This window comes from Peribacillus sp. NPDC096447, assembly GCF_044762725.1.
GTDB lineage: Bacteria > Bacillota > Bacilli > Bacillales > DSM-1321 > Peribacillus.
On sequence record NZ_JBIWEV010000001.1, the window covers coordinates 173,585 to 197,885 of the forward strand.

Here is a 24,301-nt window from a genome sequence, read left to right on the forward strand (position 1 = left end):
CTGCTTTTCCTTTATTCACCATCTAAGCTTTGAAGAAGCCCCCTACTCCTTTGACCATTGAAGATACTTGAGAAACTGTATTCATCATTTGTCCAGCTGTATTCATCATCTTCGTTATATCCATCGAGCCATCTTGTGTTTTGAATTGATTCATGACCGATTTGAAACCCGATGGCTGGGGTTTTTGCATGAACTGCTGCTTAGGATATGGATTATGAGCCTGCTGCTGACCTTGCGGAGGTCTTTTAGCTGGCTGTAACGGATTGGCGAACGGACTAAAAGCTTGCGGCTGCTGATTGGACTGGATTGGCTGCATTTGTGCCATTGGCTGCATTACACTGCTGCCCGGATAAGCTCCCACAGGCATCGCCTGCTGCTGGACTGATTGGAATGGATGATAGGCCGCTTGCTGATAAGGATCATGATATGGTGTCATATAGCCCCCTGTATCCTGGAGATGATATGGATACATAAATGGTTGTTCATGATTATTGGGCGGAGGATACGGCATTGGCTGCTGGTACCCTCCCCAATATTCCGTCATTGATTGAGGAAACTGTCCTTGATTTGGGGAGATTTGGTTAAAACCGGATCTCATCATGTCAATGAGCCCTCCTCTTTTTTCATTACATGGTTCTGATAATATATGAAAAAAGGGATAATAAAGTGTAGGTATTTTTATGATAAAATCCGATTGATTTCCGTTCTTACATTATTAAGGATGAATTCCACCGATTGAATATGGCTTTTAAATCGCTTATAACTCGTTTTAGGAAAAAATGCCTGTACGGCCACATCAGAAAGGTTATGGGCGGTTTGTTCGATTTGCTCGGGGAAAAGATGCCTAAATTCGATTTCTTTCATCCACTCCTTCATTCCGGCTTCCCATTCGATACATGCGGTCCTTACCTGGTCTGCAAACGGCTTGACTTCCGAAAAAAAATCCTTTTCCTTTCCTTCATTCCGTACACCCTCATAGATATCATCCGCTTGGTCCGTAAATTTTATTAATTGTTCTGTTAATAGCTGCAGTTTTTCTTTTTGCACAATATATTCCTCCGCACAATTGTTTCCCTTATTATAATCCAGTTCATTATAAAATGATATTCCTCTGGCTTATACGTGCAATTCAGTGAGAACATTGTGCTTTATTATTGTTTTTTTCGGGACAATGGAAAAGGAATGGTTTACACCTTCAGCATTTACCCAATAATCCTCGGCTTTCTCAATGGCTTCCTGGGCTTCGTTAACTAATGTATATTGCTCCGCCCATAATTTGCACCGCACTGTATTTACAGTTTCCCCATATGAAATTTCCAAACGATCCAGGCTGGTACTGATCTCAGCTATCATCCTTAATATCTCCTCTGTTGCGACACTTTTATTGACCATGCTGATCCCTCCCATTCTTTACCTGTACTATTCTTTTTTTAATCAGAAAGCCCTTCATGACTGACAAAACTAGAAGGGAATCGGCAAAGAAAGTGCAATTCGCTTAATTTATTATGCCCTTCGACAACAATGGCAGAATGAAGAATGAAGTTTTAAACAAGAATACAGACAGGAGGTGATTTTATGCAGTCGAATGAAAGCAGACAGCAAAAAAACGAAAAACGACAAAAGCCGCCCACTAAAAAGGCAGGAACGGGAAACCCGAAGCTTAGCGGAGAAAACCGCCCCTCTACGTAAGACATAAATACTGACCGATAAAACAGGGAAGGCATACACGACGCCTTCCCTGTTTGCTATTATAAAATCCAATTTTTGATTATTGCTGCCGTATGCAGCTGCTTTTGTTTATGGTCATACCAATCGGTCAAATGCGGGTCTTCTTCCCATATGGGTTCAATGAACCATTTTTTTTTAACCTTTTTTATCATATCCCATTGCTCTGTCATCCCTGCTTGATGATGTATCAATGGATATACTCCCCTCAGCATCGGGGTTTCATGGTACCTAGGATTTTTTCGATATTGTTCATAATCATACCTGGCCCCCGTTGGTTCTGTCCTGCAGGAAAATTCATAGAATAGCGGAAACAATTCTTCAGAAAATAAAAGGCCGGCCAACCTTTTCCCCAATTCAATCCTTTTATCGATATTTCTAAAATGCGAAACGGACGAGCCATACAGTTCTCCATTGCAAGTAGGAAATAAAACGGTGCTAAAATGCATCCAGTCCTGCAGGAAAAATAATAGTGAATGAAATACGAAAGATTGTTTTTTAATAACCGGTTCTTCTATGATGTTTTGTTCATTTATGATAAGCGCAGTGACTAATTTTTCCCGATTTCCATGTTTCCAAAAGGAATACCATTCGTTCGTCATGAATTTGGTAATAAAAAAATAATGACATAAGTGAAACAAAGGACGTCCATACTTCGTCGAATAATGATAGAGAAGTAATTGCGGATAAGCATCTTGGAATATTCTCCAGTTGGCTTCTTCATACGTCAGGAATAAGAGATGCCTGTATTTCTGGCCAAGCAAATGGGAAAACCAAATCCCTTCAAGATCACACATATTCCAGCCTGCATTTCTAGAAACCATCCCCGCTAAAAAAGACCATTGTATTTCGGGATGCATTTTGAAAAATCGTTCATATGCCTTTGTCCTTGATATATTATCCCTATTCCCTTTAGCGGTTTGAGCTTTTATGGAATGTAGCAATTGCTTTTCCGTCTTTAATATTCGCATCTATGTGTCCGCCTTTCTATAGCGATGAATTGTGACATATAGTTGTACATAAATCCTATCGTTCTAAGAAACAATTCTTTTTATTCACATTTTGGATTCTTTTTTTGCTAATATAGATAAGTGAAAAAAAGGAGGGGTAAAAGTGGCATTTCATTATCCCAACGGACGAAGATTTGTACCGCAGGCTATGAAAGAAAAGAAAAGCCCACTTAAAAAAATCAGTTACAGCAACCGGGGAAAAACATTGGAAGACGATTTGAACGAAACCAATCAGTATTATTTAGCACACGGCATTGCCGTCATCCATAAAAAACCGACACCCATTCAAATTGTTGATGTCCACTATCCGAAAAGAAGTGCCGCAGTCATTAAAGAAGCTTATTTCAAACAAGCATCGACCACCGATTACAATGGTGTTTATAAAGGAAAGTACATTGATTTTGAGGCAAAAGAAACAAAAAACAGCAGTTCGTTCCCTCTGAAGAATTTTCATGACCATCAAATTGAACATATGAAACAAATCGTTCAGCATGACGGAATTGCATTTGTGATCATTCGGTTTTCAGCAATGGATGATATATATGTAATGAGTTCTGAACAACTGAGTTTTTATTGGAAGAGAATGAAAGAAGGCGGGCGCAAATCTATAACTCTTCAAGAGGTTGAAAGCAGTTCACGAAAGATTACTCTTGGCTTTCAACCGAGAATTGACTATATTAAAGTAGTAGATTCGCTCATCGCAGAAAATTTTTAGTTTTTTTAGAAAGGCAGGTTAGCTGTAATGGCTGAAAAATATAATACTAGAGAAGAACGCCGAAAGCAGGGGCAGACTCAAAAAAAGGGACAGAAAACAGGTCCTAAAAAGCCAACAAATATGCTTAAGCGAATTTTCCTTATACTTGTTACAATCGGAATAATAGGCCTTGTTGCCGGGGGAGCTGCAATGGCTTACTTTATCAGCGACGCTCCAAAACTTGACGAAAAGCTTTTGAAAGATCCGGTCACATCCAAGATCCTCGATGAAAATGGTAAATTGCTAGCTGAAATCGGAAAGGAAAACCGGGATTATGTAAATTATGAAGACATACCCGACCTTGTCGAAGAAGCTTTCCTGGCAACGGAAGATTCACGATTTTATGAACACCACGGTGTCGATTTCTTACGTCTGGGCAGTGCCGTCATAGCCAACTTCAAAAACGGATTCGGCTCAGAGGGTGCAAGTACATTGACCCAGCAGGTTATCAAGCGTTCTTATTTAACACCTGATAAGACCATCAAAAGGAAAGTCCAGGAAATGTGGCTATCCATACAGCTTGAAAGAAAATATACAAAAGAAGAAATTTTTGAAATGTATGTGAATAAGATTTTCTTTGCAAACCGCGCAAACGGAATCTTAACTGCATCGCAAACTTATTATGGAAAAGATCTAAACGAATTAAAATTGAACGAAGCGGCCATGCTTGTAGGATTACCGCAAAGTCCAAGCAGGTATGACCCGTATAAATACCCTGAACGTGCAAAAGAACGCCGTGATATTGTCCTGCACTTAATGAATAAACATGGATATATCACCGAAACGGAAATGAAAAATGCACAAAGCATCGATATAAAAGAGGGACTTCAAGAAATCGATAAGAGTCAAATCGATACGACGGCATACGATGCATTCATCGATTTGGTAATTGAGGAAGTCGGGGATATGGGTGACTATAACGTCTTTACCGATGGTTTGGAAATCCAAACGACAATCGATAAAGATGCCCAAGAATATGTCTATAACATGTTGAATAGTGATGAAATCATCAATTATCCAAGTGAAGATCTCCAAGCCGGAGTCACATTACTCGATACAGAAACTGGTGAAATCAAAGCAGTGGGCGGCGGCAGGAACACGACGGTTAAACGCGGCTGGAATTATGCAACGGATGCCAAGCGATCACCTGGTTCGACCATTAAGCCTATTCTGGATTATGGTCCTGCCGTAGAATATTTAAATTGGTCCACCTACCATCAAATCAAGGATGAGGAATACACTTACAGTGATGGAACATCGCTTAAAAATGCTTCCGGACGACATTATGGTACTGTAACCACTCGTGAAGCACTTGCTCGGTCATTAAATATCCCTGCCTTAAAAACGCTTCAAGCAGTCGGCTTGGACCGGGCACGTGATTTTGCTGCTGAACTTGGCATTCCTTTTGACAAGGAAATCACCGAATCGGCAGCATTGGGCGGCGGTAAGGATGTTTCTACACTCGAACTTGCCGGAGCCTACAGTTCATTCGGAAACAACGGTATTTATAATGAGCCGCATAGTGTTAAAAAGATTGTTTTACGTGATAAAACAACCATTAAAAACAAGACGGAATCAAAACCGGTCATGAAAGATTCCACAGCTTTCATCGTGACGGATATGTTGAAAAGCGTTATGAAAGAACCTTATGGAACAGGAAGGTTAGCCAATATACCGAGTCTCCCTGTAGCCGGTAAAACGGGTTCAACCAATTTCACGCCTGAACAGCGTGCAGCGAACAACATCCCATCTTCCGGTGTAAAAGATAGCTGGATGGCAGGTTATACAACCAATTATACTGTCGCGGTTTGGGCTGGTTATGATAATGCATCTGGTGAGAAAATGGAATATCTGGGTGAATCATCTCAAAGGATCCCTAAATCCATCTTTAAGAATTTAATGGAACATATGGCTCAATCAAAAGAAACTAAAGACTTTGATCAACCTGACAGCGTTGTGAAGGTTGGAGTCATCAAAGGTTCGAATCCAGCTGTTAAAGCCAATGAATACACACCAAGCAGTAAAATCACTTATGAATATTATGTTAAAGGTCACGAACCGACACAAGTGACGACAGAATATGAAAAAATCGACTCACCTGGCATTAACGCTTCTTACAATCAGGAAAGCAATGAAATCAATCTATCATGGTCATATCCTAAAGGAAATGGGAATACCCAATTCGAGGTTAAGATGTCCGTTGATGGCGGAGCAGAGAGCGTATTAAAAAAATCGAAGGATACTAGTTTAACGATCCCTAATCCAACCCCTGGCAGTAAATATACTTTCTCAGTGGTGGCTTTAGTGGATAACCAACAAAGTGATCCTGCGAGTACATCTGTCAAAATACCTGCTGAAGCGGAAGCTCCTGAGGATACTGAGGACGAGGAGATTGAAGATCCGGCCGAAGGTGAAGTTCCGGAACAAGAAACGCCTGCTGAAGGCGAAGAAGATAAGCAAGACGAAGACAAAAATAACAATGGCGAAAACGGCAATAATGGCAATGACGAAAATAACGGCAACACCGGCAATAATGGTAATGGCAACAACACTGATGATGGAACTGGTAATGGTAATGGCAACAACACTGATGATGGAACTGGCAATAATGGTGATGGGGACGTCGAAGGCGGGGATGATGTCACTGACCCTGGAACGGTAGAAGAGGAAAAACCAGGCGAGACCCCTGACCCTAACCCTAACCCGGACCCAGATCCAAACAAAGATACGGAATAAATATATATAAAGATCGACTTAAAAAACGTCTAAGCTAAAAGCTTAGACGTTTTTTTGGCTGTTCCTATTTTTGATCATGAACTTCACATATTGCTTTTCAAATTCTCGGAACAACTCACTAAGCTGTCTATATGAATGAAAAAAAGCGGGTCTAGCAAGGATGAAAGAAAGCCTCTCAGCAAGGTTCACCGGAATATTGGTAAAGGATTCTATTTTTGCCCGGAAATCACTCAATACCACTGGCTTTTCATGCATCCAGAAGACTGCGGTTAAAAATAAACCGATCCCCTGCTTCATGAGTCCCAAAGTCTGTCCCACTTTTCGCTCGGAAAATAGCAAACTGCATTCTGAATCAATTACCTTCCATTTTTCCAGCAGTTCCTTTATATGCAATGCCCCGTTAGTCCAAGGAGCATACGCCTCTACATTATTATAATAAAGTAACTCATACGGGAAAGCCTCGAATGGGATCGTTCCACTCCAACCTGCAAAACGCTCTTTTTCCAAGATGGTTTCCTTTTCAGGAAAAAACAAAGGGTGGTCCAATTCTTCAGGGACTTTCAATGATATGGACTGCGTCAATTGGCTTCTTTCCTTTTCATTCTTTTTTTTCCTTCACGGCATAATTCAAGAAGCGGGCAGGTTTCACATCTTGGTGACTGGGCCTTGCAATGATAGCGTCCAAAGAATATCAGGCGGTGATGCGTAACGGACCATTCATCCTTTGGTATTTTAGCCATCAACGTTTTCTCAACATCGAGGACACTATCCTTCCAACGGCATAATCCCAGACGCTTGGAAACACGCTCTACATGGGTATCCACAGCAATCGCAGGCACATCAAAAGCAACGGAAACGACTACATTCGCCGTCTTTCTGCCAACGCCAGGCAATTTAACAAGCTCATCACGATCTCTGGGAACTTCCTTACCGTATTCTTCGATCAGCATGCGCGACAACTTTTGTATATTCTTTGCCTTGTTACGAAACAAACCGATTGAGCGAATATCATTTTCCAGCTCTTCTATCGGAACGCTTATGTAATCCTCAGGCGTTTTATATTTTTGAAATAAATCCTTCGTTACTTTATTGACTAATACATCCGTACACTGAGCTGACAGGGCAACAGCAATCACCAATTCAAATGGATTGGAGTGATTCAGCTCACAATGGGCATCCGGAAACATTTCACCCATCGTATCCAGACAATATCGAATTTGAGCTTTATTCAACATATTGGTTCTCCTTCAATTTACATTACTGCTCGAGCCAGTTATAGAAAGGCACATCTTTCAATGGCCGTGCATTTTCCGTCTTTCGGTCCCTCTTTTGGTGAACCCTAAACTTTTGTCCTTGCTCCCTTGCCTGTTCCAAGGTTTTAATTCCATTCTTTTTCCACTCGAATAAAATTCGATCAATATATCGGAAATTCAATTTTCCGGAAATGACAGACTCCCTCAGAGCTGACTTAATGATTTCGGGTTGATGGTCATCCTCCATCCACATTGCCAATGTCTCACATTCATATGGAGATAAAGGGCGGCCGAACTCCTGTTCAAAAATCGTATAAAGGCTCTCTCCCGCTTTTTGGATTTCAGCAGACTCTGTCTGTTTCAAAGTTTTCAAGAAACAGTCCATCATTTTTTCATAAAGTGGAGACAACGAGTATTTTTCCTGTCCGATTTCTTGGCTATCCTCAACCAACATTTCAATAAATCCCCTTTGGACCAAACGCTGGATCAAGAATAGACATTCCGTTTCCTGCAATGTCATTCGGTCAGAAAGTTGGGATGGTGCAGGGAAATGGTTACCTTTATCTATGAAGCTTTGCAATTGTAATAAAAGGACCATTTCTTGTTCATTTAGTCCCATTGTACTATAGTTAGTCAGCAAAAAGGATGGAATCGTTATCGTTCCTTCCTTAAACCACGCATATAAATGTTCTTTATTCATGTTTTTGGACACCTCTGGTTAAGTATAACATGAATACGGCTCCCCGAATAAGTTTATAATTTTAACAAAAAACGGTTATCTGCCAAATATGGCAAGATAACCGCTTCATTACGGAATCAAGGATATAATCGATTTAATAGGCGTGGGAACGGGATGGTTTCACGGACATGCTCGACTCCACTGATCCATGCAACGGTGCGTTCCAATCCCAAACCGAAGCCTGAATGCGGTACAGAGCCATATTTTCTTAATTCCATATACCATTTGTAAGCATCCTCGCTCAAGCCATGCTCATTGATTCTCTGCTCTAGCAATTCCTGATCATGAATCCGCTCTGAACCGCCAATTATTTCTCCATATCCTTCTGGAGCGATCAAATCGGCACAAAGAACGACTTCTTCCCTGTCAGGGTCTGGCTGCATATAAAAAGGTTTGATTTTAGTTGGGTAATGAGTTATGAAAACGGGCTTATCATAACTTTCCGCTATCGCAGTTTCGTGCGGAGCCCCAAAATCATCACCCCATTGGATATCATCAAACCCTTGTTCATGAAGGAACTTAATGGCTTCATCATATGTAATACGCGGGAAAGGGGCTTGAATTTGTTCAAGCTTCGCTAAGTCACGGCCCAGTGTATTCAACTCAAGCTGACAGTTTTTCAATACGGATTGGACGATCGAAGAAACGAATTGCTCCTGAACCTCCAGGTTTTCTTTAAATTCGATAAAAGCCATTTCTGGTTCAATCATCCAGAACTCGATTAAATGTCGTCTTGTTTTGGATTTTTCTGCCCTGAAGGTAGGGCCAAATGAAAATACTTTCCCAAGTGCCATGGCAGCCGCTTCCATATAAAGCTGACCACTTTGTGAAAGGTATGCATCCTCATCAAAGTACTTGGTCGCGAACAATTCACTCGTTCCCTCTGGTGCGCTTCCAGTTAAAATTGGGGGATCCACTTTAACGAAACCTTCTTCATTAAAGAATTCATATGTAGCACGGATTATTTCATTGCGGATCTTCATGACTGCATGCTGACGTTTTGAACGCAGCCACAAATGGCGGTTATCCATTAAGAATTCAGGACCATGCGCTTTAGGTGTAATGGGATAATCCAATGATTCATGGATGATTTCAATATCTTTCACCTGTAGCTCAAAACCGAACGGCGAGCGTTCATCCTTTTGAATGACACCTGTTACATACAAGGATGACTCTTGCGAAACCGATTTCGCACGAGCGAAAATTTCTTCACCCACATCAGCTTTCACGACCACACCTTGAATGAAACCAGAGCCATCACGGATTTGAAGGAAAGCAATTTTCCCACTGGAACGTTTGCTGGCAAGCCAGCCTCCAATGGTAACTTCTTGATCGACGAATTTGCTAGCATCTTTTATTGTAATTTTCACGGAATTTACCTCCAAAAATAGCTTAACTTACTAAGGAATTTACTCTACTTATTATACCCATAGCCCTGCTTACAAGCAAATAAATCAATTGAAGCGGAACTTCCATGCCTTTTCTATCACTCTTATTATGTTTTGGAGCGTACTCGCAAGATTGTATGGTAGATTACTTTTCACTATCGCCCAAAGCTCATTACCGTAAAGTCATCTTGGTATATGTATCATTCGACATTTCTATTTCAACAAAGGATTGAATCCTATCAACCAAAGGTAATCATTTTCGCCTTCAACAGGGTTTCAAATGATGCAAATAATTGAAAAGCACTTTTAGGATCTCTTATTTGGCAGGAAAGCAGCTCTTCAAGTCTTTTGATCCGATACCGTAAACCACTCATTGAAATGTTCAATTCTTTCATACTGCATTCAAGATTTCCACCGCATTGCAGAAATACATAAAGCGTTTTCAATAATTCATTCATTTTTGGGTCATCTTTCATCAATAAAGGACCCAGCATTTTCTCTGCTTTTTGCAGGACCGCTGGAGTACTCCCCGTATGCATTAAAATGGATAGCAGATCTACTTCTTCAAATTTGATAATATCCCGAGTTCCTTCATTCATATTCAAAGCGGTTAAAGCTTCTTGAAAAACCTCGTGAGCCCGTTCCAATTCATCACTTATTGTGCTAAGCCCCATTTTAAAGTTATATCCGCTAAAAACAGTATATAAGTGATTGATGCATTCCTTGGTTCGAAGTTGAAATTCAGTTCCCGGACTCAGCGGTATAAGCAATACGATATTACCATCCCTTAAGGCTGTTAAGACAACTTGATTCCGCTTTTTAAAGAAACTATAAATCTCTTCGATGATTTTCTGCTGAATGAAATAGTCATTCCCTGTCCCCCGATCGGAGGAAAAACCATAGCCAAGCACCGCAATGGTGAAAGGATGATCCAATGAAGTGTCTAAATACATGCTTTTTTTGATTATTTCTTCTCTGGAAGCAAACTCTCCATTTAATATTTGTTCAAGAAATAAACCTTTTACCCTTTCGAGGGCTTCAAAACTGCTTTTCTCATTTAAGAGGAATAAGGAACCGGTCATGGACACCCTTTCAAGAATCATTCGATTGATTTCCAGGTTCGTTTTTCCTTCTACCGGATCCGATTGCGCAAACACACAATAGCCGTAAGTTTTATTTTGTAACGTAATGGGAGTATAAAGCAGCTCCATCCCATCTTTTACGATTCTTCCGGTCTCCAATGTGACAGGACCATTTTCCCTCATTAGTTTGAGCTGATTCCTGACTTCCCTTACCTTCCCTTTGTGAAATCCAGCATGATAAACCTGATTGCTATTGAAGTTCTCCATCAACAAAGGTATTTTCGTTTTCTGATAAACCGTCCTCACTATCGATTGAAGGCTTCTTCCGTTAATTAACTCTTCTGTCAGCAAATTATGAATATCCATCACTTTTGATAAACTATTGCGTTCCTCCAGCAGCTTTTCATATGTCACGGCAAGCTCTTGAACAATCGGTTTGCTTTTATAATATTTCAATTCATCCTGAATCTCCATACCCCATAAATGTATCGATTTACCTTCGTATCTACACTCTGATTGCCCAGCTCCCTTACAGGCACTTTCCTTAAAAATCACTTCATGACCGCAGACCGTCGAATAAAATCCACTTGCATAACCCGTCAATGTATAACAGACTGGCTTTTCCGCGATGCCTGTCTGGGTGATATGTTCCTCTGCCTCATAGGAATTCACCCAAACCCCTTCCACCTTTACAGAGTGTACATCCGTTTGATTATCCATTGATAATTCCAGTTTTTCAGTATTAACTTTTGTATAACCCTGCAGCATATGTAAGATGGGACCTTGCCTCAGTATTTCCTTAATCGTTGACAAATTCCCTTTTAGTGCCTTTTTAGCATCATTGACTCCGATATTCCAGCCATAACGTATTAAAAAAGACTTCATTCTTTCAAATCCAATATTCTCGATCAAGTCTTTTCTTAGGGTACCGAAAATTGAAGAGGAAGTCAGGATCATCCTCTCATCATTTAAATGAATTTCCCCTTCGTCATTCTTAAGATTCAAAAGATTCGTCATGATTCCCCCCGGCTTTCCTTTTACATAATATTATACTTTTTCCACCCCTTACCTATCAAGAAAAAATGTAAGCGCATTCATATCATGCAGTGGTGGAAAAGCCGGTGGGATTCCGATACAAACCATTCACGTTTTCCTACTCAAATTAATTCATTCGGAGCTGGATCACATCAGCATCGATGCCTTCATCTTCATTTATCCACTTATCATTTGTCCAGCCATGAAGGTCATAATCGTCCATTGCCAAGTCCACAAAAGCTTTGAATTTATCCGATTGTCCATTTGAATCTGCCATTTTCATGGTTTCTAGCCTAATATTTTCATGGTTACCCGCATAATTGATTTCATATAATTCATTCCTGCCACCAAATTCAGTTCCGATGGAATCCCATATAAGTTTCATCAGTTTTACCCTTTCCACTGCCGAAACCCCGCCAGATCCCTTATAATATTTATCGAGATACGGACGGACCTCAGGGTTTAAAAAATCCTTGGAGCTTGATGGGAGTTGAATGAGATTACCTGCTACAACCTGTTCAAATATCTGTTTTACCTTTGGCCATACCATAGGCGCAAACACCCTATATGCAGTTGCGTATGTGCTATTGGGCAGAACAGTGCCATTCGGCCCTTCCATAGGATCTGTAGCCATCGCTGTCGAGATTGCCCAAAACATATTCCTGTAAGCAAGCACTTCCCCGATGTTGGCTTGTACTCCCCTAAATTGATTCGTTCCTGCCATCTCCGTAGCTTTCATCAGAAGCCCAGCCATAAAGTCCAATTTCACCGCATAGCGTGTACAGCCATGAAATGTATATCGGTTCATCCACCCAGTCCTGGATCTAAATCCATTGGCAATTTCCACATTATTATAGGCGAATACATTCTCCCATGGGATGAAAACATGATCAAGGACGATGACTGCGTCATTTTCGTCGAACCGACTTGAAAGCGGGTAATCAAAAGGAGTGCCTGTCTTGGAAGCCGTTTCTTCAAAAGACTGTCTGCTGATCATTTTTAATCCAGGCGCATTCATCGGCACAAAGAAAATCAATGCATGGCTTCTATCTTCTTCCCCAAGATCGACAGGAGAATAATTCGCGACAAAATTATAATTCGTAAGGGCTGCAGAAGTACCAACCATTTTGGCGCCGCTTACGATTATTCCATCATCCCGTTCTTCTACCGTTCGCACAAAAACCTCTTTATTTTCATGTAGCGGTTTATTCCTATCCATTGCCGGATTTATAATTGTATGGTTAAAGAAGGGAACATCCCTTGTGGTTTTTTCATACCATCTTTTCGCATTATCTTCAAATCCTTTATAAAAATCGCTATACGGTCCCAACGACCCTGTAAAGGCAGCTTTATAATCAGGCGTGCGGCCCATGAAACCATAGCTCAATTTTGACCATTGCGCTATGGCATCCCTTGCTTCAAGCAGCTCTGTTGCGTTCTTTGAAGCCTTGAAAAACTTATGGGTAGTATGGCCTTCATCTGTCTTAGCCGTTAAAACCCGTGCACTAACCGGATCATGGAGAGCATCATACAGTTGGGCAATTGACCTGGCAGAGTTGCGATATGCCGGGTGTGTCGTCACATCATCTACCTTATCGCCGTTCAAGAATACAGTTCTTCCATCTCGTAAACTTTCTAAATACTCTTTGCCATTCATCATCAGAACATCCCCCATTCACATTCTTTCATTTTGAATTCCTAGCTTCATACTAACTAAATGTTCAAGGCATTTTTCTCTCGAAACACCTCTTTTTTCTAACATTTTTTGTCTAATTATACTGAATAATCTAAATATGTTGAACTTAAGCGAAAAATCATATACGATATCATATATGATTAATAAACAATCAAGGGGTGAGTGTCCATGACAAAAGCAAGAGTGAAGCTCATTAAGTCAGATTATTCAGAAGAAATCGAAATACTGTCGAACCGCTACATATTAATGAATGGTGATAAGTATGAGGTATCACAAATCAAGTTGGATAACCCTATTTCAGGAACGGTATATGGAACATTATTAAACTATAAAGGATCATTGGAAGCATTGAAGGGAAAGATCGACCTTCCTCCCTATAATGAACCTCCTAAAGGGCCGATCCTTTATATTAAACCCAGAAACACGTTTTCTTCTTTTTCAAATCCAGTTCCCCTTCCAAACAGCATACCTGAATTGGAAATCGGGGCCGCACTTGGAATTGTAATCGGTAAAACGGCCACAAGAGTCAAGAAAGAACATGCATTGGATTATATAGAAGGATTTACGATTGCCAATGATATCAGCATTCCTCATGAAAGCTTTTTCCGTCCTGCGATCCGCCATAAAGCCCGTGATGGATTTTGCCCGATCGGTCCCTGGGTCGTATCCAAGGAATCGATATCAAACCCCGATTCTTTAGGCATCCGTGTATATATAAATGAAGAGCTAAAGCAAGAAAATTCAACTTCAAATTTAATTCGCTCCATATCCCGCCTTATTGAGGATGTAACAGACTTCATGACTTTGAGTACAGGTGACGTCCTTCTAGTTGGAGTTCCAGAGAATGCACCGCTGGCAAAAGCCAATGATCATGTCAGAATAGAAATTGATGAAATCGGATATTTGGAAAATACAATCATTTCCGAGGAAAAACTGTCACTGGAGGGGATTTTATGAAGAGAGCACGTGTAGCCTATGCAGGTGCCGTACATCCAGCAAGTGAATATCACGGCCATCTCCAATTGGCGGATGGCCGGATTGTCAATGAGCAGGATGTTGTCTGGCTTCCCCCAGTGGAACCACGAACTGTCTTCGCGCTTGGCTTGAATTATGCAGACCATGCGAAGGAGCTTGCTTTTAAAACCCCGGAAGAACCCCTTGCGTTCTTAAAAGGCCCCAATACCTTTATCGGCCACCGGGGACAGACAAGACGGCCTGCTGATGCAGCTTTTATGCATTATGAATGTGAACTGGCAGTCGTCATCGGGAAAAAGGCGAAAAACATAAAAAAGGAAGAAGCCTTTAAGTATGTAAGTGGGTATACGGTTGCAAATGATTATGCAATACGGGATTATCTGGAGAATTACTACCGACCAAACTTAAAGGTCAAAAATCGCGATACCTGCACTCCCATTGGACCTTGGCTAGTTGATGCAGAAGATATTCCAGATCCTTCGAATCTTGCCATCAAAACTTACGTCAACGGAAAATTGACTCAGCAAGGCAACACGAAAGACATGATTTTCGGCATTCCTGATTTAATTGAATATTTCAGCAGCTTCATGACATTGAGTCCAGGTGATATCATTTTGACAGGCACACCTGAAGGATTGGCGGATACTGCTGTAGGCGATGAAATCATCACTGAAATTGAAGGAATCGGGAAACTCATCAGCACAATAGTCGGTGACGATGCATTTACTGAAGGCGGGGATCGGCCGCATCTAAAAATCCATAATTAACGGAAGGGACTAATCACATGCCTCATATTATTATTGAATATACGGATAATATCAAAGATGAAATCCAGATTGATGGCTTATTAAGGAAGGTGAATGATGTACTGATATCTTATCCTTCCATCTTTCCAATTGGCGGCATTCGATCCCGGGCCATTGAATTGAAACATTATCGTGTTGCCGATGGTACAGAGGATGATGCCTTTGTCCATGCCATCCTAAAAATTGGCGCTGGACGCCAGGACAGTGATAAAACCAAAGTATGTGACCAACTATTCGAAACGATGGAATCCCATTTGGCATCCCTCTTTTCAAAAAGATATCTTGCACTCTCCATGGAACTTACGGAATTCAGTGATTTTGGCACATATAAAAAGAATAATATCCATGATCGATATAATAAATGAACAAGATTTCATATTTAAAGGCCTTCCTCATCATTGGGGAGGCCTTTAAATTATAATGTTTTGCCACTGCTGCCGCGCTCAGTTGATTTCTGCAAGGTTTTCAGTACGGTTCAAGAACTCCTTGACACGATCCACATATTCCTGTTTATCATAGCCGTTATATAAAGCACTCGCCATACGGACCGGATCTCCAAAAAAGAATCTTTCGTACAGCGTTTGCCTGGATCCAAATGAACTCATGCATACATCCCATGCGAGACGATACAATTTGACCCTGTCATAGGCTCCACCATTCGCGGCTTGAAGATATCTATCCAAATCCGGTCGAAGCTCCGAATTGAAATCGGCTTCATTTGGAATCGCCATTAAGCCGCTTGCTCCAAGAAGCTGCATTATTTCACTGAATCTAGGGTAAATCTTCGGATAATAATTACGGGCGATGTTTAATGGTGTAAAATCAGGTGTCATCATTCCCCATTTATCCAATTTCGCGTTTGCCTCCGAAGCTGTTATGAAAGCCTTTAGCGTTTCAAGCGCCATGATGACTTCCGAGATTTTCTCCTGAACATGCTGGTATTGCCCGATATTGATGGTTTCCGCCATAAGTTGCAAAATCCCCAGAATGAACTCGGTTTTGGCGATATTCTTCGATACCACCTGATGGGTCATATGAACAACTGCATTGCTTTCATTATAAGCCTGGTTGCAAATGCCGACATCCCCATATGCAAATACCCGATTCCAAGGAACGACTACATCATCAAAAACGATAATCGTATCCATCTCCTCAAATCGTGATCCAAGTGGATGGTCAAAATGTGATTTGCCATAGTCGAATGATTCACGACAGATGAATTTCAACCCCGGTGTATTATTTGGTATGGAGAATGCGAATGCATAAGGGTTTTCTTCTTCTGATTGTTTTAGCAATGTCGAAGGGAAAACCATGATTTCATCCGTTATTCCTCCTTGTGTAGCTAATAATCTGGCTCCCTTTATAATAAGCCCTTCTGAATTCTTGCCAGCAATTCTTGCGGCGATGTAAGGGTCCGGAAGCTTTGCGGCACTAACTCCCCTATTAACCTGTGGTTGAATCAAGGTATGTGTCAACGACAAATCCTTTTCCCGGCAGAGCTCATAATAATCCTTCATATTTTTTGCAAATGCCGAATCCTGAGTGCCGAACATATCCGCTGCGGTACCGTAAGCCATCATCCCACTGTTGATATAGTCAGGGGAACGTCCCATCATTCCATTATTATGCCTTGCCCATTCTTGAATCATCTTCCTCCTTTTTTCAAGGTCTTCCTTAGTCCGCGGCTGCATGAATGAGGTCCCTACTCTTTCGTTTGAAGTTGGTGAAATATAAGTCATGATGTCATTTTTCGCGGAATCATGCTGCAAATCATATAATTCAGCCTGTGTTTTCATGACCCCTTTAAAAGCTGGGTGTTGACTGATCTTATCTTTTACTTGTTCTCCATTGATCCATACATTCGCCTTTGCTTTGTCTACCCTATCGATATATTCTTTACCTGTTTTAGCCGGCATGCTTGCATCCCCCTTAAACACCAATATAAATGAAGCGCTTACAATTAAATGAATTCCAAATATTGAATTAATTTCTATAACAAAATATACCATGTGTTATGATATATATAAAATACTTTAAAAATTCAATATGTATATGTAAATCATATGTATGAGGTGTATATAATGGACATCCGACAGTTAAAATATTTTGTGACAATCGTTCAGGAAGAACAAGTAACCAAAGCTGCAAAAAAATTACATATGGCACAACCGCCTCTTAGCCAGCAACTTAAATTGATGGAGATGGAAATCGGTGAAAAACTTTTTGATCGGAATGGAAAAAAACTTGAACTCACTGAGACTGGCCAGGTTTTATATAAAAAAGCTGAAGCTCTATTGAATCAGTTTGAAGAAACACTTCTGGAAGTGAAGGAAGTCAGTAAAGGGGTAAAGGGCACTCTTTCCATTGGGTCTGTAAAAACTTGCTTTTCTTACATTCCGCAAAGGATGAGAACCTTTAGAGTAAAATACCCTGACATACGATTCAAGTTAATGGAAGGTGATACGTTCCGTTTAACGGAAGGCTTAATAAACAGGGAAATCGAGTTGGCCATTGTAAGGCTTCCGATTAATGGTAAGCAATTCTCATCGGTTAACCTTCCACCAGAAGATTTTGTACTTGTCACCCCAAATGATTGGGATATCCCAGACTCCATCGAATTTAAAGAAATCAAGGAATTTCCCCTCTTATTGCTGCATAGGGTAAGCGGTCAAGGTACATTTGAACTTATAGTGGATGAGTGCTCCAGACATGGATTTGAACCTACGATTGTATGTGAATGTCCTGATGCTGCAATGATATTATCTTTAGTGAAGGAAGGAATAGGCGCTACCATCATGCCACGTACCACATCCAAATCGTTTTCAACCCAGGGTATAAAAATAGTCGAATTGATAGATTGTGAAGTACAATCCGAAGCCGCCCTTATTTGGCTCGAAGAACGCTATCTTTCCAAAGGCGCCGTCAAATTTCTAGAAACTTTTTCTGAATGAATGGCCAGTTATCCTTAAATCTTCATTTCATTTGTACCTTTTCTAATAATCTATGGTGTTGGTTTGAATTTCTATTCGAATGAAAAGAAAAAAAGCAACCTGGATGGCTGCTTTTTAAAATCGATTCACAAGTTCGATGACCTGCCCTTTATTTATAGGCATATCATTCAATGTCGCAAAACACCCTTAACATCATGACCGGTATTGGACTTTACGAGGATTTCATTATAATTGTCTTTTGTAACCGTTTCCAAATTTGTCCTGCGGTTACCGAACAGGGCACCCAAATAGCATGCGAGGAACCCAAGCGGAATGGAAACGATTCCTGGTGAATTCAAAGGAAAAATCGGGTCACCTGTCATGATGGTGGCTCCCGGGACCGGGTTCCAGACATTTGGACTTAAGGCCACGAGCAAAAGTGTACCAAAAAGACCTGTCATCATACCGACCATTACACCGGTTTTATTGAATTTTTTCCAATAGATGGTGAGAAGGATGACTGGCAAATTCGAACTGGCTGCCAATGTAAAAGCAATCGATGCCAGAAACGCAACATTGAATTCCTGCAGACCTAATGATAAAACGATTGCAAGTGCAGTCACACCAATGGAAGCCCATCTAGCCATCGTCATTTGCTGTTTTTCCGTAGCTTTGCCATCTTTTAAAATTTCATTGTAAAAATCATGTGAAAATGCCGTAGCACCTGTTAAAACGATTCCCGCAACAACTGCGAGTATCGTTGCAAAGGAAACGGCCGCAATAAAGGCGAATAAGATGTCCCCGCCCACAAGTTGGGCCAATAAAGGTGCAGCCATGTTACCCGCTGGATTAGCGTTCATGATATTCGATGTTCCAACCAACTTCGCAGCACCGAATCCGAGAAAAATGACCATGATATGAAAAGCACCCATAATCCACATCACCCAAACAACCGACTTCCTTGCCACTTGTGCATTCGGGACAGTCAAAAAACGTATTAAAATGTGCGGTAGACCTGCCGTTCCCAGAATTAGGCCCAGGGACAAGGAAGCTGCATCCCACCCACTGGCATATTTAATACCTGCCTTCAGGTAATCTCCACCCATGGGTGTCGCTGTTTTCATTTCCGTGAAAATTCCAATGAAACTAAAATTCAACTTCCACATGACGATCATGAATAATATAAACACGCCGCCAATCAGCAGGATGGCTTTAATGATCTGCACCCAGCTCGTCGCCGTCATCCCCCCTAATAGTACAAATACCAACATTACAATACCTACGATGATGACAGAGGTATTATACGGGATGTCTAAAAGCAATTTAAATAAAGCACCTGCCGCAACAAGTTGACCCAGCATGTACATGACTGATATCACCAAGGTATTAAAAGCGGTCACTCCCCGGACCTGTTTATATTTAAACCTTGTAGTCACCATATCAGCCAATGTGTATTTCCCTAAGTTCCTTAAAGGTTCAGCCACCAGGAATAACACGACAAGGAATGAAACAAGTGCTCCGTACATCAGGAAAAATCCATCATACCCCGTTAAGGAAAATGCTCCAATCAACCCTAAAAATGTGGAAGCCGACATAAAATCCCCGGCCAATGCAAGTCCATTTTGCCTAGCTGTCAAACCGCCCCCAGCCGTATAAAAAGAGCCTGCCGTTTTAGTTTTTTTGGAAGCGAAATAGGTAATGAAAAGGGTGCCTATCGACATTAGTGCAAAGAGAATAATAACTGTCCAATTCATGATTCAAAGCCCTTCTTTCTCGATGATTTCTTTTATTCGTTCATCGATTCTTTCGGATTTCCTTACATATACGCTGCAAACCCATACAGACATAACCGTGATGGAGACACCGTACACCCACGCCCATGTTATGTCCCCAATGAAAGGATGATCGAGGATATCAGTGTAAAAAACTAAGAAGGGCAAAAGCAGGGAATATCCCATAAAGAATATCGTAAAAGGGATGACGAATTTCTTTTTATCGGAAAGCATATTCTGAAACTCTTTGGAAGCAACAATCCTTTCATAATCCACTAGATTAGTTTGTTCCGATTCTTGAAGGTTTTTTTCCAACCGAACCATCTCTTCACACCTCTTCTGATATTTATTTTTCAAAGGACGGTACTATAAATGGTATTGAGCCTCTCCATTGTCAGAAATTTTTTCCCAAAATCCAAACAACTCATCTGCACAAGAAGGTCTAAGCCCATCCCTAAGCTTTCCGTACGCATTTTGCCTAATCGGTGACACATACAGATAGGGCAGCAGTTAGTTCCCACTGCTGCCCTGTCCCAGACCATATCTTTTAGAAGGCTTGCACTTTCGCAATAGACTTGGCTCGCATATCCGTCATCCGTTTCGGCTTATTTATACTTTCACGTTTCAAATCTTCCAGTTTTCCATCAACTATTCACCAATTCCCTTAAACGGTGACAATTGGTCTTGGAACAGGTATATATAAAACAAGCGCACTATCCAAATGACCATGTGAAGTCAATGTATGTTTTGCAGAAACACTCGATCTTCATCCAGAATCCCGCTTTTTTCAGATGATGAATTCAGGCTTGCTTTTTGCCAGAATCGGTTCTTTAAGAGGAACTTCTTCACCTGATATTATATCAAGAACAGCTGAAGCCTCATCAAACCATGAATCCGGGGCTTTTGCTCCCCAAAATGTCTGGCGTCTTGGATCATTCAAATCCCAATGAATCGGTTCGATATCCGGGTCAGATGTTAAGTAATCCCCATTGTATAATTCAATTCTGTGACCGTCCGGGTCTCTTAAGTATAGGAAAAATGCATTGGATAGGCCATGCCTTCCTGGTCCGCGTTCGATGGACTGTGCATATCCAAGTGATGCCAGTACATCACAGGCATGGATAATTGCAAGGGGGTCAGGCAGAAAGAAGCCTACATGATGAAGTCTTGGACCGATTCCGTTCATGAATGCCTGGTCATGGACGGTTTGCTTTCTATGTAGCCACGTAGCCCATAATTGGCCCGACTCATCCACTGTATCTTCCGAGCAGGCAAAACCTAATGCTTTCACATAAAAATCATAGGCTTTTTGCACATTTGTTACATTACAATTCACATGATCGATCCTTTGGACCCTTGAACCCCTATGCATATCGAATCGTTGCAGCAACCTCTCTGCTTTATCCATTTTGCTGAAAAATTCGATTGGCAATCCGGAAATATCCTGAACTCGGAGCGACTTGCCTAGTGCATGCTGTGTTCCTTCCTTCATCCACTTCATCTTCATTCCCTTGGACAGGAAGAAAGATTCCAATTCTTCAAGGTCTTCCTCTTTTTCAACCTTGTATCCTATCGCTTCTACGCTTGGCTTTTCTGCCTTTTGCAAGATAAGCGAGTGATGATGCGCTTCCTCTAAACCACGTAAATATATGTGATCATTCGTTCTTTCCGTTTCAATAAAACCTAAAGCATCCACATAAAAGGCTCTTGATTTATCTAAATCCGTTACATTTAGTATCGTTCTCGCAACACGAATAATAGAAAAATTCATTGTATTCTCCCCTTCTTAATGACACCCGGATTATTTTTCAGCAGAAGAAACCGCATTTCGTTTTACGTCCCCAAATTTGGGAATGTGATGTTCTCCAATTGCTACGTGGATAACTTGTGTTTCCGTATAGAATTCAAAGCTATAATGGCCACCTTCACGTCCTACCCCACTATATTTCGAACCTCCAAACGGTATCCGCAAATCCCTTACATTTTGGGAATTCACCCAGACCATCCCACTATCGACAGCTTGAGCAAACCTATGTCCCCGTTTCATATCATTTGTCCATACATAAGCAGCAAGCCCATACTTTACATCATTAGCCATTCTCAATACTTCCTCTTCAGTCTTGAAAGGAATGACTGCCATGACTGGTCCAAAAATCTCTTCTTGTGCTACCTTCATATCATTTGTACAGTTCAAGAGAAGCGTCGGGGCAATATAATTCCCTTCGTTGAACGCACTTGGTATCGCACCGCTTACAATTTCCGCCCCTTCATCTTTTGCTATATCCAGATAACGGGAGACATTATTAAAATGGTTACGATGGATCAGCGGTCCGATTTCCGTTTCTGGATCCATTGGGTTTCCAATTTTGATATTATGAACACGTTCCTTCAATTCTGCAACGAACTGGTCTATTATCGATTCATGGATAAATAATCTGGAATTGGCTGTGCAGCGCTCCCCATTGAATGAATAGATTCCCCAAACCACTGAATCCATGGCCTTTTCCAGATCGGCATCTTCAAAAATGACGGCTGGTGATTTACCTCCGAGTTCCATGGAAAAACGTTTCATCGTATCAGCACCATTTTTAATGATTTCAGCGCCAGTTGTCGTTTCTCCGGTAAAGGATATCAATTGGACCTCTGGGTGGGCAACCAAGGACGCCCCTGCTGTCTCCCCAAAACCGTGAACGATATTGAATACGCCCTTTGGCAGACCTGATTGGTCAATGATTTGTGCTAATTTATTGGCAGTCAATGGAGACCACTCCGCCGGTTTAAGGACACATGTATTACCTGTAGCCAGAGCCGGGGCGATCTTCCAGGTTTCTAACATGAAAGGCGCATTCCAAGGAGTGATTAATCCTGCCACTCCTATCGGTTTATGAATCGTATAATTGATGAAAGTGTCATCCACTTGATACGACTCTCCTATCAGCCTGCTTTTTACCATTTCAGAATAAAAACGAAAATTCTCCGCTCCCCTTGCCGCCTGTTTTTTTGTCTGGCTAATCGGCAACCCTGTATCAAGGGATTCCAAAAAGGAAATTTCTTCGGCATTCTCTTCAATTAAATCAGCAATCCTATTAATGTACTTCAATCTTTCTTCCACTTTCATCGTTCTCCATGTACCATTATCGAATGCAGCTCTTGCGGCAGCTACCGCTTGATCAATATCCTCTTTAAATCCTTCTGCCACATTATTGATTGCTTGATTATTAAAAGGGCTTAGATTTTCAAATGTTTTTCCTGAGATTCCATCAACAAATTGACCATTGATGTAATGCTTGACATCTTGAACCGGAAAAGTTTGCATGAATAAATCCTCCTTTAAAAATTAATTCGGGAAGATGACAATAATCGTTTGGATTTGTGCAATCTTCCCAATCTAGCAATTATGACTGGATTTTTTGGTCAATCAATCCGTATGATTGAAGGGTTTCACGCAATTCTTTTTCCAACGGTTCCGAAGGAGGTCCCATCGGCGGCCTTAGTGCAGGATTGATTTTCCCCATCATCCCCATCGCAGCTTTTAATGGTCCTGGATTGGTTTCTTTAAACAAAACATCATTCAATGGCATTAATTTGTAATGGAGGTCAAGTGCCTTTTCCACATCACCCTCCACCCAATGATTATAATTTTCAGCCACTTCTTTAGGAGTGATATTAGCTGTAGCACTAATATGTCCTGCCCCACCAATAGCCAGCATCGGATAGCATAATAATTCGATGCCAGAATATAAGAGAAAATCCCTTCCGCAATTCAATAAGACACGGTTCACATGTTCAAAATCTTTATTAGATTCCTTTACGCCAATTATATTTTCACAATCTTCAGCAAGGCGTGCCAATGTCTTCACTTCCAAATTCGTCGCCGTTCTTCCGGGAATGTTATAAACGATAAGCGGGATATCAACGGAATCGGCCACCGTCTTAAAGTGATTGTAAAGTGCCTGTTGATTCGGCTTATTGTAATAAGGAACGATGACTAAAGCAGCATCAGCCCCCATTTCCTGTGCCCTTTTAGTCAAATGCAATGTTTCTTTCTGATTGGCGGATCCAGTACCTGGTGCAACCGGAACACGTGCTTTTGCTGTTTTGATTGCCGTTTCCATCACTAATTCCCGTTCCTCAATCGATAGAGAACTCGGCTCACCGGTAGTCCCGCATACCGAGATTCCATGGGAACCGCTTTCAATATGCCAGTTTACTAGATTTTCAATTGCCTTTACATCCACTTCCATCTTGTCATCAAACGGAGTGATAATTGGAGCTATGGATCCTCTTAAACGACTTTTGATTTCCTCGTACATTTTTTCTACCGCCCTTTCATTATTTGAATATTCGAATAATTAAAGTGAAAAAATCGGCCTTGCTTTTATGAATAATCAATCGACTAT

22 protein-coding genes are annotated in these 24,301 nt (G+C 41.1%); 6 read left to right on the forward strand and 16 right to left on the reverse strand.

Features of this window, described 5'->3' with window-relative positions:
• Positions 1-22: 22 nt before the first annotated feature.
• The 4 genes from ACIQZD_RS00845 to ACIQZD_RS00860 all read right to left on the reverse strand — a co-directional run bounded on the left by ACIQZD_RS00845 (position 23) and on the right by ACIQZD_RS00860 (position 2,696).
• A complete protein-coding gene (locus tag ACIQZD_RS00845) occupies positions 23-601 on the reverse strand; it encodes a YppG family protein (RefSeq protein WP_402897333.1) in 579 nt (192 codons plus the stop codon).
• Positions 602-678: 77 nt separating this feature from the next.
• Positions 679-1,047, reverse strand: a complete 369-nt coding sequence (locus ACIQZD_RS00850; RefSeq protein ID WP_402897335.1) for a YppE family protein — start codon at positions 1,045-1,047, stop codon at positions 679-681.
• Positions 1,048-1,116: 69 nt separating this feature from the next.
• Positions 1,117-1,392 (reverse strand): hypothetical protein, encoded by a 276-nt coding sequence (locus ACIQZD_RS00855; protein WP_101222373.1) that lies wholly within the window; start codon positions 1,390-1,392, stop codon positions 1,117-1,119.
• 356 nt (positions 1,393-1,748) lie between these two features.
• On the reverse strand, positions 1,749-2,696 hold the full coding sequence (locus ACIQZD_RS00860) for a DUF2515 family protein (RefSeq protein ID WP_402897337.1): 948 nt from the start codon (positions 2,694-2,696) through the stop codon (positions 1,749-1,751).
• Between the two features lie 142 nt (positions 2,697-2,838).
• Between ACIQZD_RS00860 and recU the strand changes: the two genes are divergently transcribed.
• Positions 2,839-3,450: a Holliday junction resolvase RecU gene (gene recU / locus ACIQZD_RS00865; RefSeq protein ID WP_402897339.1), complete on the forward strand. Its 612-nt coding sequence runs from the start codon at positions 2,839-2,841 to the stop codon at positions 3,448-3,450.
• Positions 3,451-3,477: 27 nt separating this feature from the next.
• Positions 3,478-6,225: a PBP1A family penicillin-binding protein gene (locus ACIQZD_RS00870; protein WP_402897341.1), complete on the forward strand. Its 2,748-nt coding sequence runs from the start codon at positions 3,478-3,480 to the stop codon at positions 6,223-6,225.
• Positions 6,226-6,267: 42 nt separating this feature from the next.
• Here the strand turns inward: ACIQZD_RS00870 and ACIQZD_RS00875 are convergent, their stop codons facing one another.
• From ACIQZD_RS00875 to ACIQZD_RS00900, 6 genes are all read right to left on the reverse strand, one after another.
• Entirely contained in the window at positions 6,268-6,807 is a 540-nt protein-coding gene (locus ACIQZD_RS00875; protein WP_402897343.1) for a YpoC family protein, read from the reverse strand.
• Positions 6,804-7,460: an endonuclease III gene (gene nth, locus ACIQZD_RS00880; protein WP_101222378.1), complete on the reverse strand. Its 657-nt coding sequence runs from the start codon at positions 7,458-7,460 to the stop codon at positions 6,804-6,806. The genes ACIQZD_RS00875 and nth overlap by 4 nt, the downstream gene beginning before the upstream one ends.
• Positions 7,461-7,482: 22 nt before the next feature.
• Positions 7,483-8,178 carry a DnaD domain-containing protein gene (locus ACIQZD_RS00885; protein ID WP_402897346.1) on the reverse strand — a complete coding sequence of 232 codons (696 nt, stop codon included), beginning with the start codon at positions 8,176-8,178 and terminating at the stop codon, positions 7,483-7,485.
• 116 nt (positions 8,179-8,294) lie between these two features.
• Positions 8,295-9,587, reverse strand: coding sequence for an asparagine--tRNA ligase (gene asnS / locus ACIQZD_RS00890; RefSeq protein WP_402897348.1), 1,293 nt, complete (start codon positions 9,585-9,587; stop codon positions 8,295-8,297).
• Positions 9,588-9,844: 257 nt separating this feature from the next.
• A complete protein-coding gene (locus ACIQZD_RS00895; RefSeq protein ID WP_402897350.1) occupies positions 9,845-11,704 on the reverse strand; it encodes a XylR N-terminal domain-containing protein in 1,860 nt (619 codons plus the stop codon).
• A gap of 145 nt (positions 11,705-11,849) precedes the next feature.
• Positions 11,850-13,382, reverse strand: coding sequence for a 4-hydroxyphenylacetate 3-hydroxylase family protein (locus ACIQZD_RS00900; protein ID WP_402897352.1), 1,533 nt, complete (start codon positions 13,380-13,382; stop codon positions 11,850-11,852).
• A 204-nt stretch (positions 13,383-13,586) separates the two neighbouring features.
• Between ACIQZD_RS00900 and ACIQZD_RS00905 the strand changes: the two genes are divergently transcribed.
• From ACIQZD_RS00905 to ACIQZD_RS00915, 3 genes are read left to right on the forward strand one after another with little or no spacing between them, the layout of a single operon-like run.
• Positions 13,587-14,375, forward strand: a complete 789-nt coding sequence (locus ACIQZD_RS00905) for a fumarylacetoacetate hydrolase family protein (protein ID WP_402897354.1) — start codon at positions 13,587-13,589, stop codon at positions 14,373-14,375.
• The gene (locus ACIQZD_RS00910) at positions 14,372-15,160 is read left to right on the forward strand and encodes a fumarylacetoacetate hydrolase family protein (RefSeq protein WP_402897355.1); all 789 of its coding nucleotides are present in this window, start codon (positions 14,372-14,374) and stop codon (positions 15,158-15,160) included. The genes ACIQZD_RS00905 and ACIQZD_RS00910 overlap by 4 nt, the downstream gene beginning before the upstream one ends.
• Before the next feature lie 17 nt (positions 15,161-15,177).
• Positions 15,178-15,564, forward strand: a complete 387-nt coding sequence (locus ACIQZD_RS00915) for a 5-carboxymethyl-2-hydroxymuconate Delta-isomerase (RefSeq protein ID WP_251430558.1) — start codon at positions 15,178-15,180, stop codon at positions 15,562-15,564.
• A 78-nt stretch (positions 15,565-15,642) separates the two neighbouring features.
• Here the strand turns inward: ACIQZD_RS00915 and hpaB are convergent, their stop codons facing one another.
• A complete protein-coding gene (hpaB, locus tag ACIQZD_RS00920; RefSeq protein WP_402897358.1) occupies positions 15,643-17,115 on the reverse strand; it encodes a 4-hydroxyphenylacetate 3-monooxygenase, oxygenase component in 1,473 nt (490 codons plus the stop codon).
• Positions 17,116-17,280: 165 nt separating this feature from the next.
• Here hpaB and ACIQZD_RS00925 point away from each other — a divergent pair, with 165 nt between their 5' ends.
• The gene (locus ACIQZD_RS00925; RefSeq protein WP_402897360.1) at positions 17,281-18,150 is read left to right on the forward strand and encodes a LysR family transcriptional regulator; all 870 of its coding nucleotides are present in this window, start codon (positions 17,281-17,283) and stop codon (positions 18,148-18,150) included.
• A gap of 167 nt (positions 18,151-18,317) precedes the next feature.
• Here ACIQZD_RS00925 and ACIQZD_RS00930 read toward each other — a convergent pair whose 3' ends face one another.
• The 5 genes from ACIQZD_RS00930 to hpaI form a co-directional block, all read right to left on the reverse strand.
• On the reverse strand, positions 18,318-19,883 hold the full coding sequence (locus ACIQZD_RS00930) for a solute symporter family protein (protein WP_402897362.1): 1,566 nt from the start codon (positions 19,881-19,883) through the stop codon (positions 18,318-18,320).
• A gap of 3 nt (positions 19,884-19,886) precedes the next feature.
• Positions 19,887-20,225 carry a DUF485 domain-containing protein gene (locus ACIQZD_RS00935; RefSeq protein WP_402897364.1) on the reverse strand — a complete coding sequence of 113 codons (339 nt, stop codon included), beginning with the start codon at positions 20,223-20,225 and terminating at the stop codon, positions 19,887-19,889.
• A gap of 463 nt (positions 20,226-20,688) precedes the next feature.
• Positions 20,689-21,672 (reverse strand): 3,4-dihydroxyphenylacetate 2,3-dioxygenase, encoded by a 984-nt coding sequence (hpaD, locus tag ACIQZD_RS00940; RefSeq protein WP_402897366.1) that lies wholly within the window; start codon positions 21,670-21,672, stop codon positions 20,689-20,691.
• A 30-nt stretch (positions 21,673-21,702) separates the two neighbouring features.
• Complete coding sequence (hpaE, locus tag ACIQZD_RS00945) at positions 21,703-23,217, reverse strand: 5-carboxymethyl-2-hydroxymuconate semialdehyde dehydrogenase (RefSeq protein ID WP_402897367.1); 1,515 nt, start codon at positions 23,215-23,217, stop codon at positions 21,703-21,705.
• 79 nt (positions 23,218-23,296) lie between these two features.
• Complete coding sequence (gene hpaI / locus ACIQZD_RS00950) at positions 23,297-24,214, reverse strand: 2,4-dihydroxyhept-2-ene-1,7-dioic acid aldolase (RefSeq protein WP_402897369.1); 918 nt, start codon at positions 24,212-24,214, stop codon at positions 23,297-23,299.
• Positions 24,215-24,301: the final 87 nt, after the last annotated feature.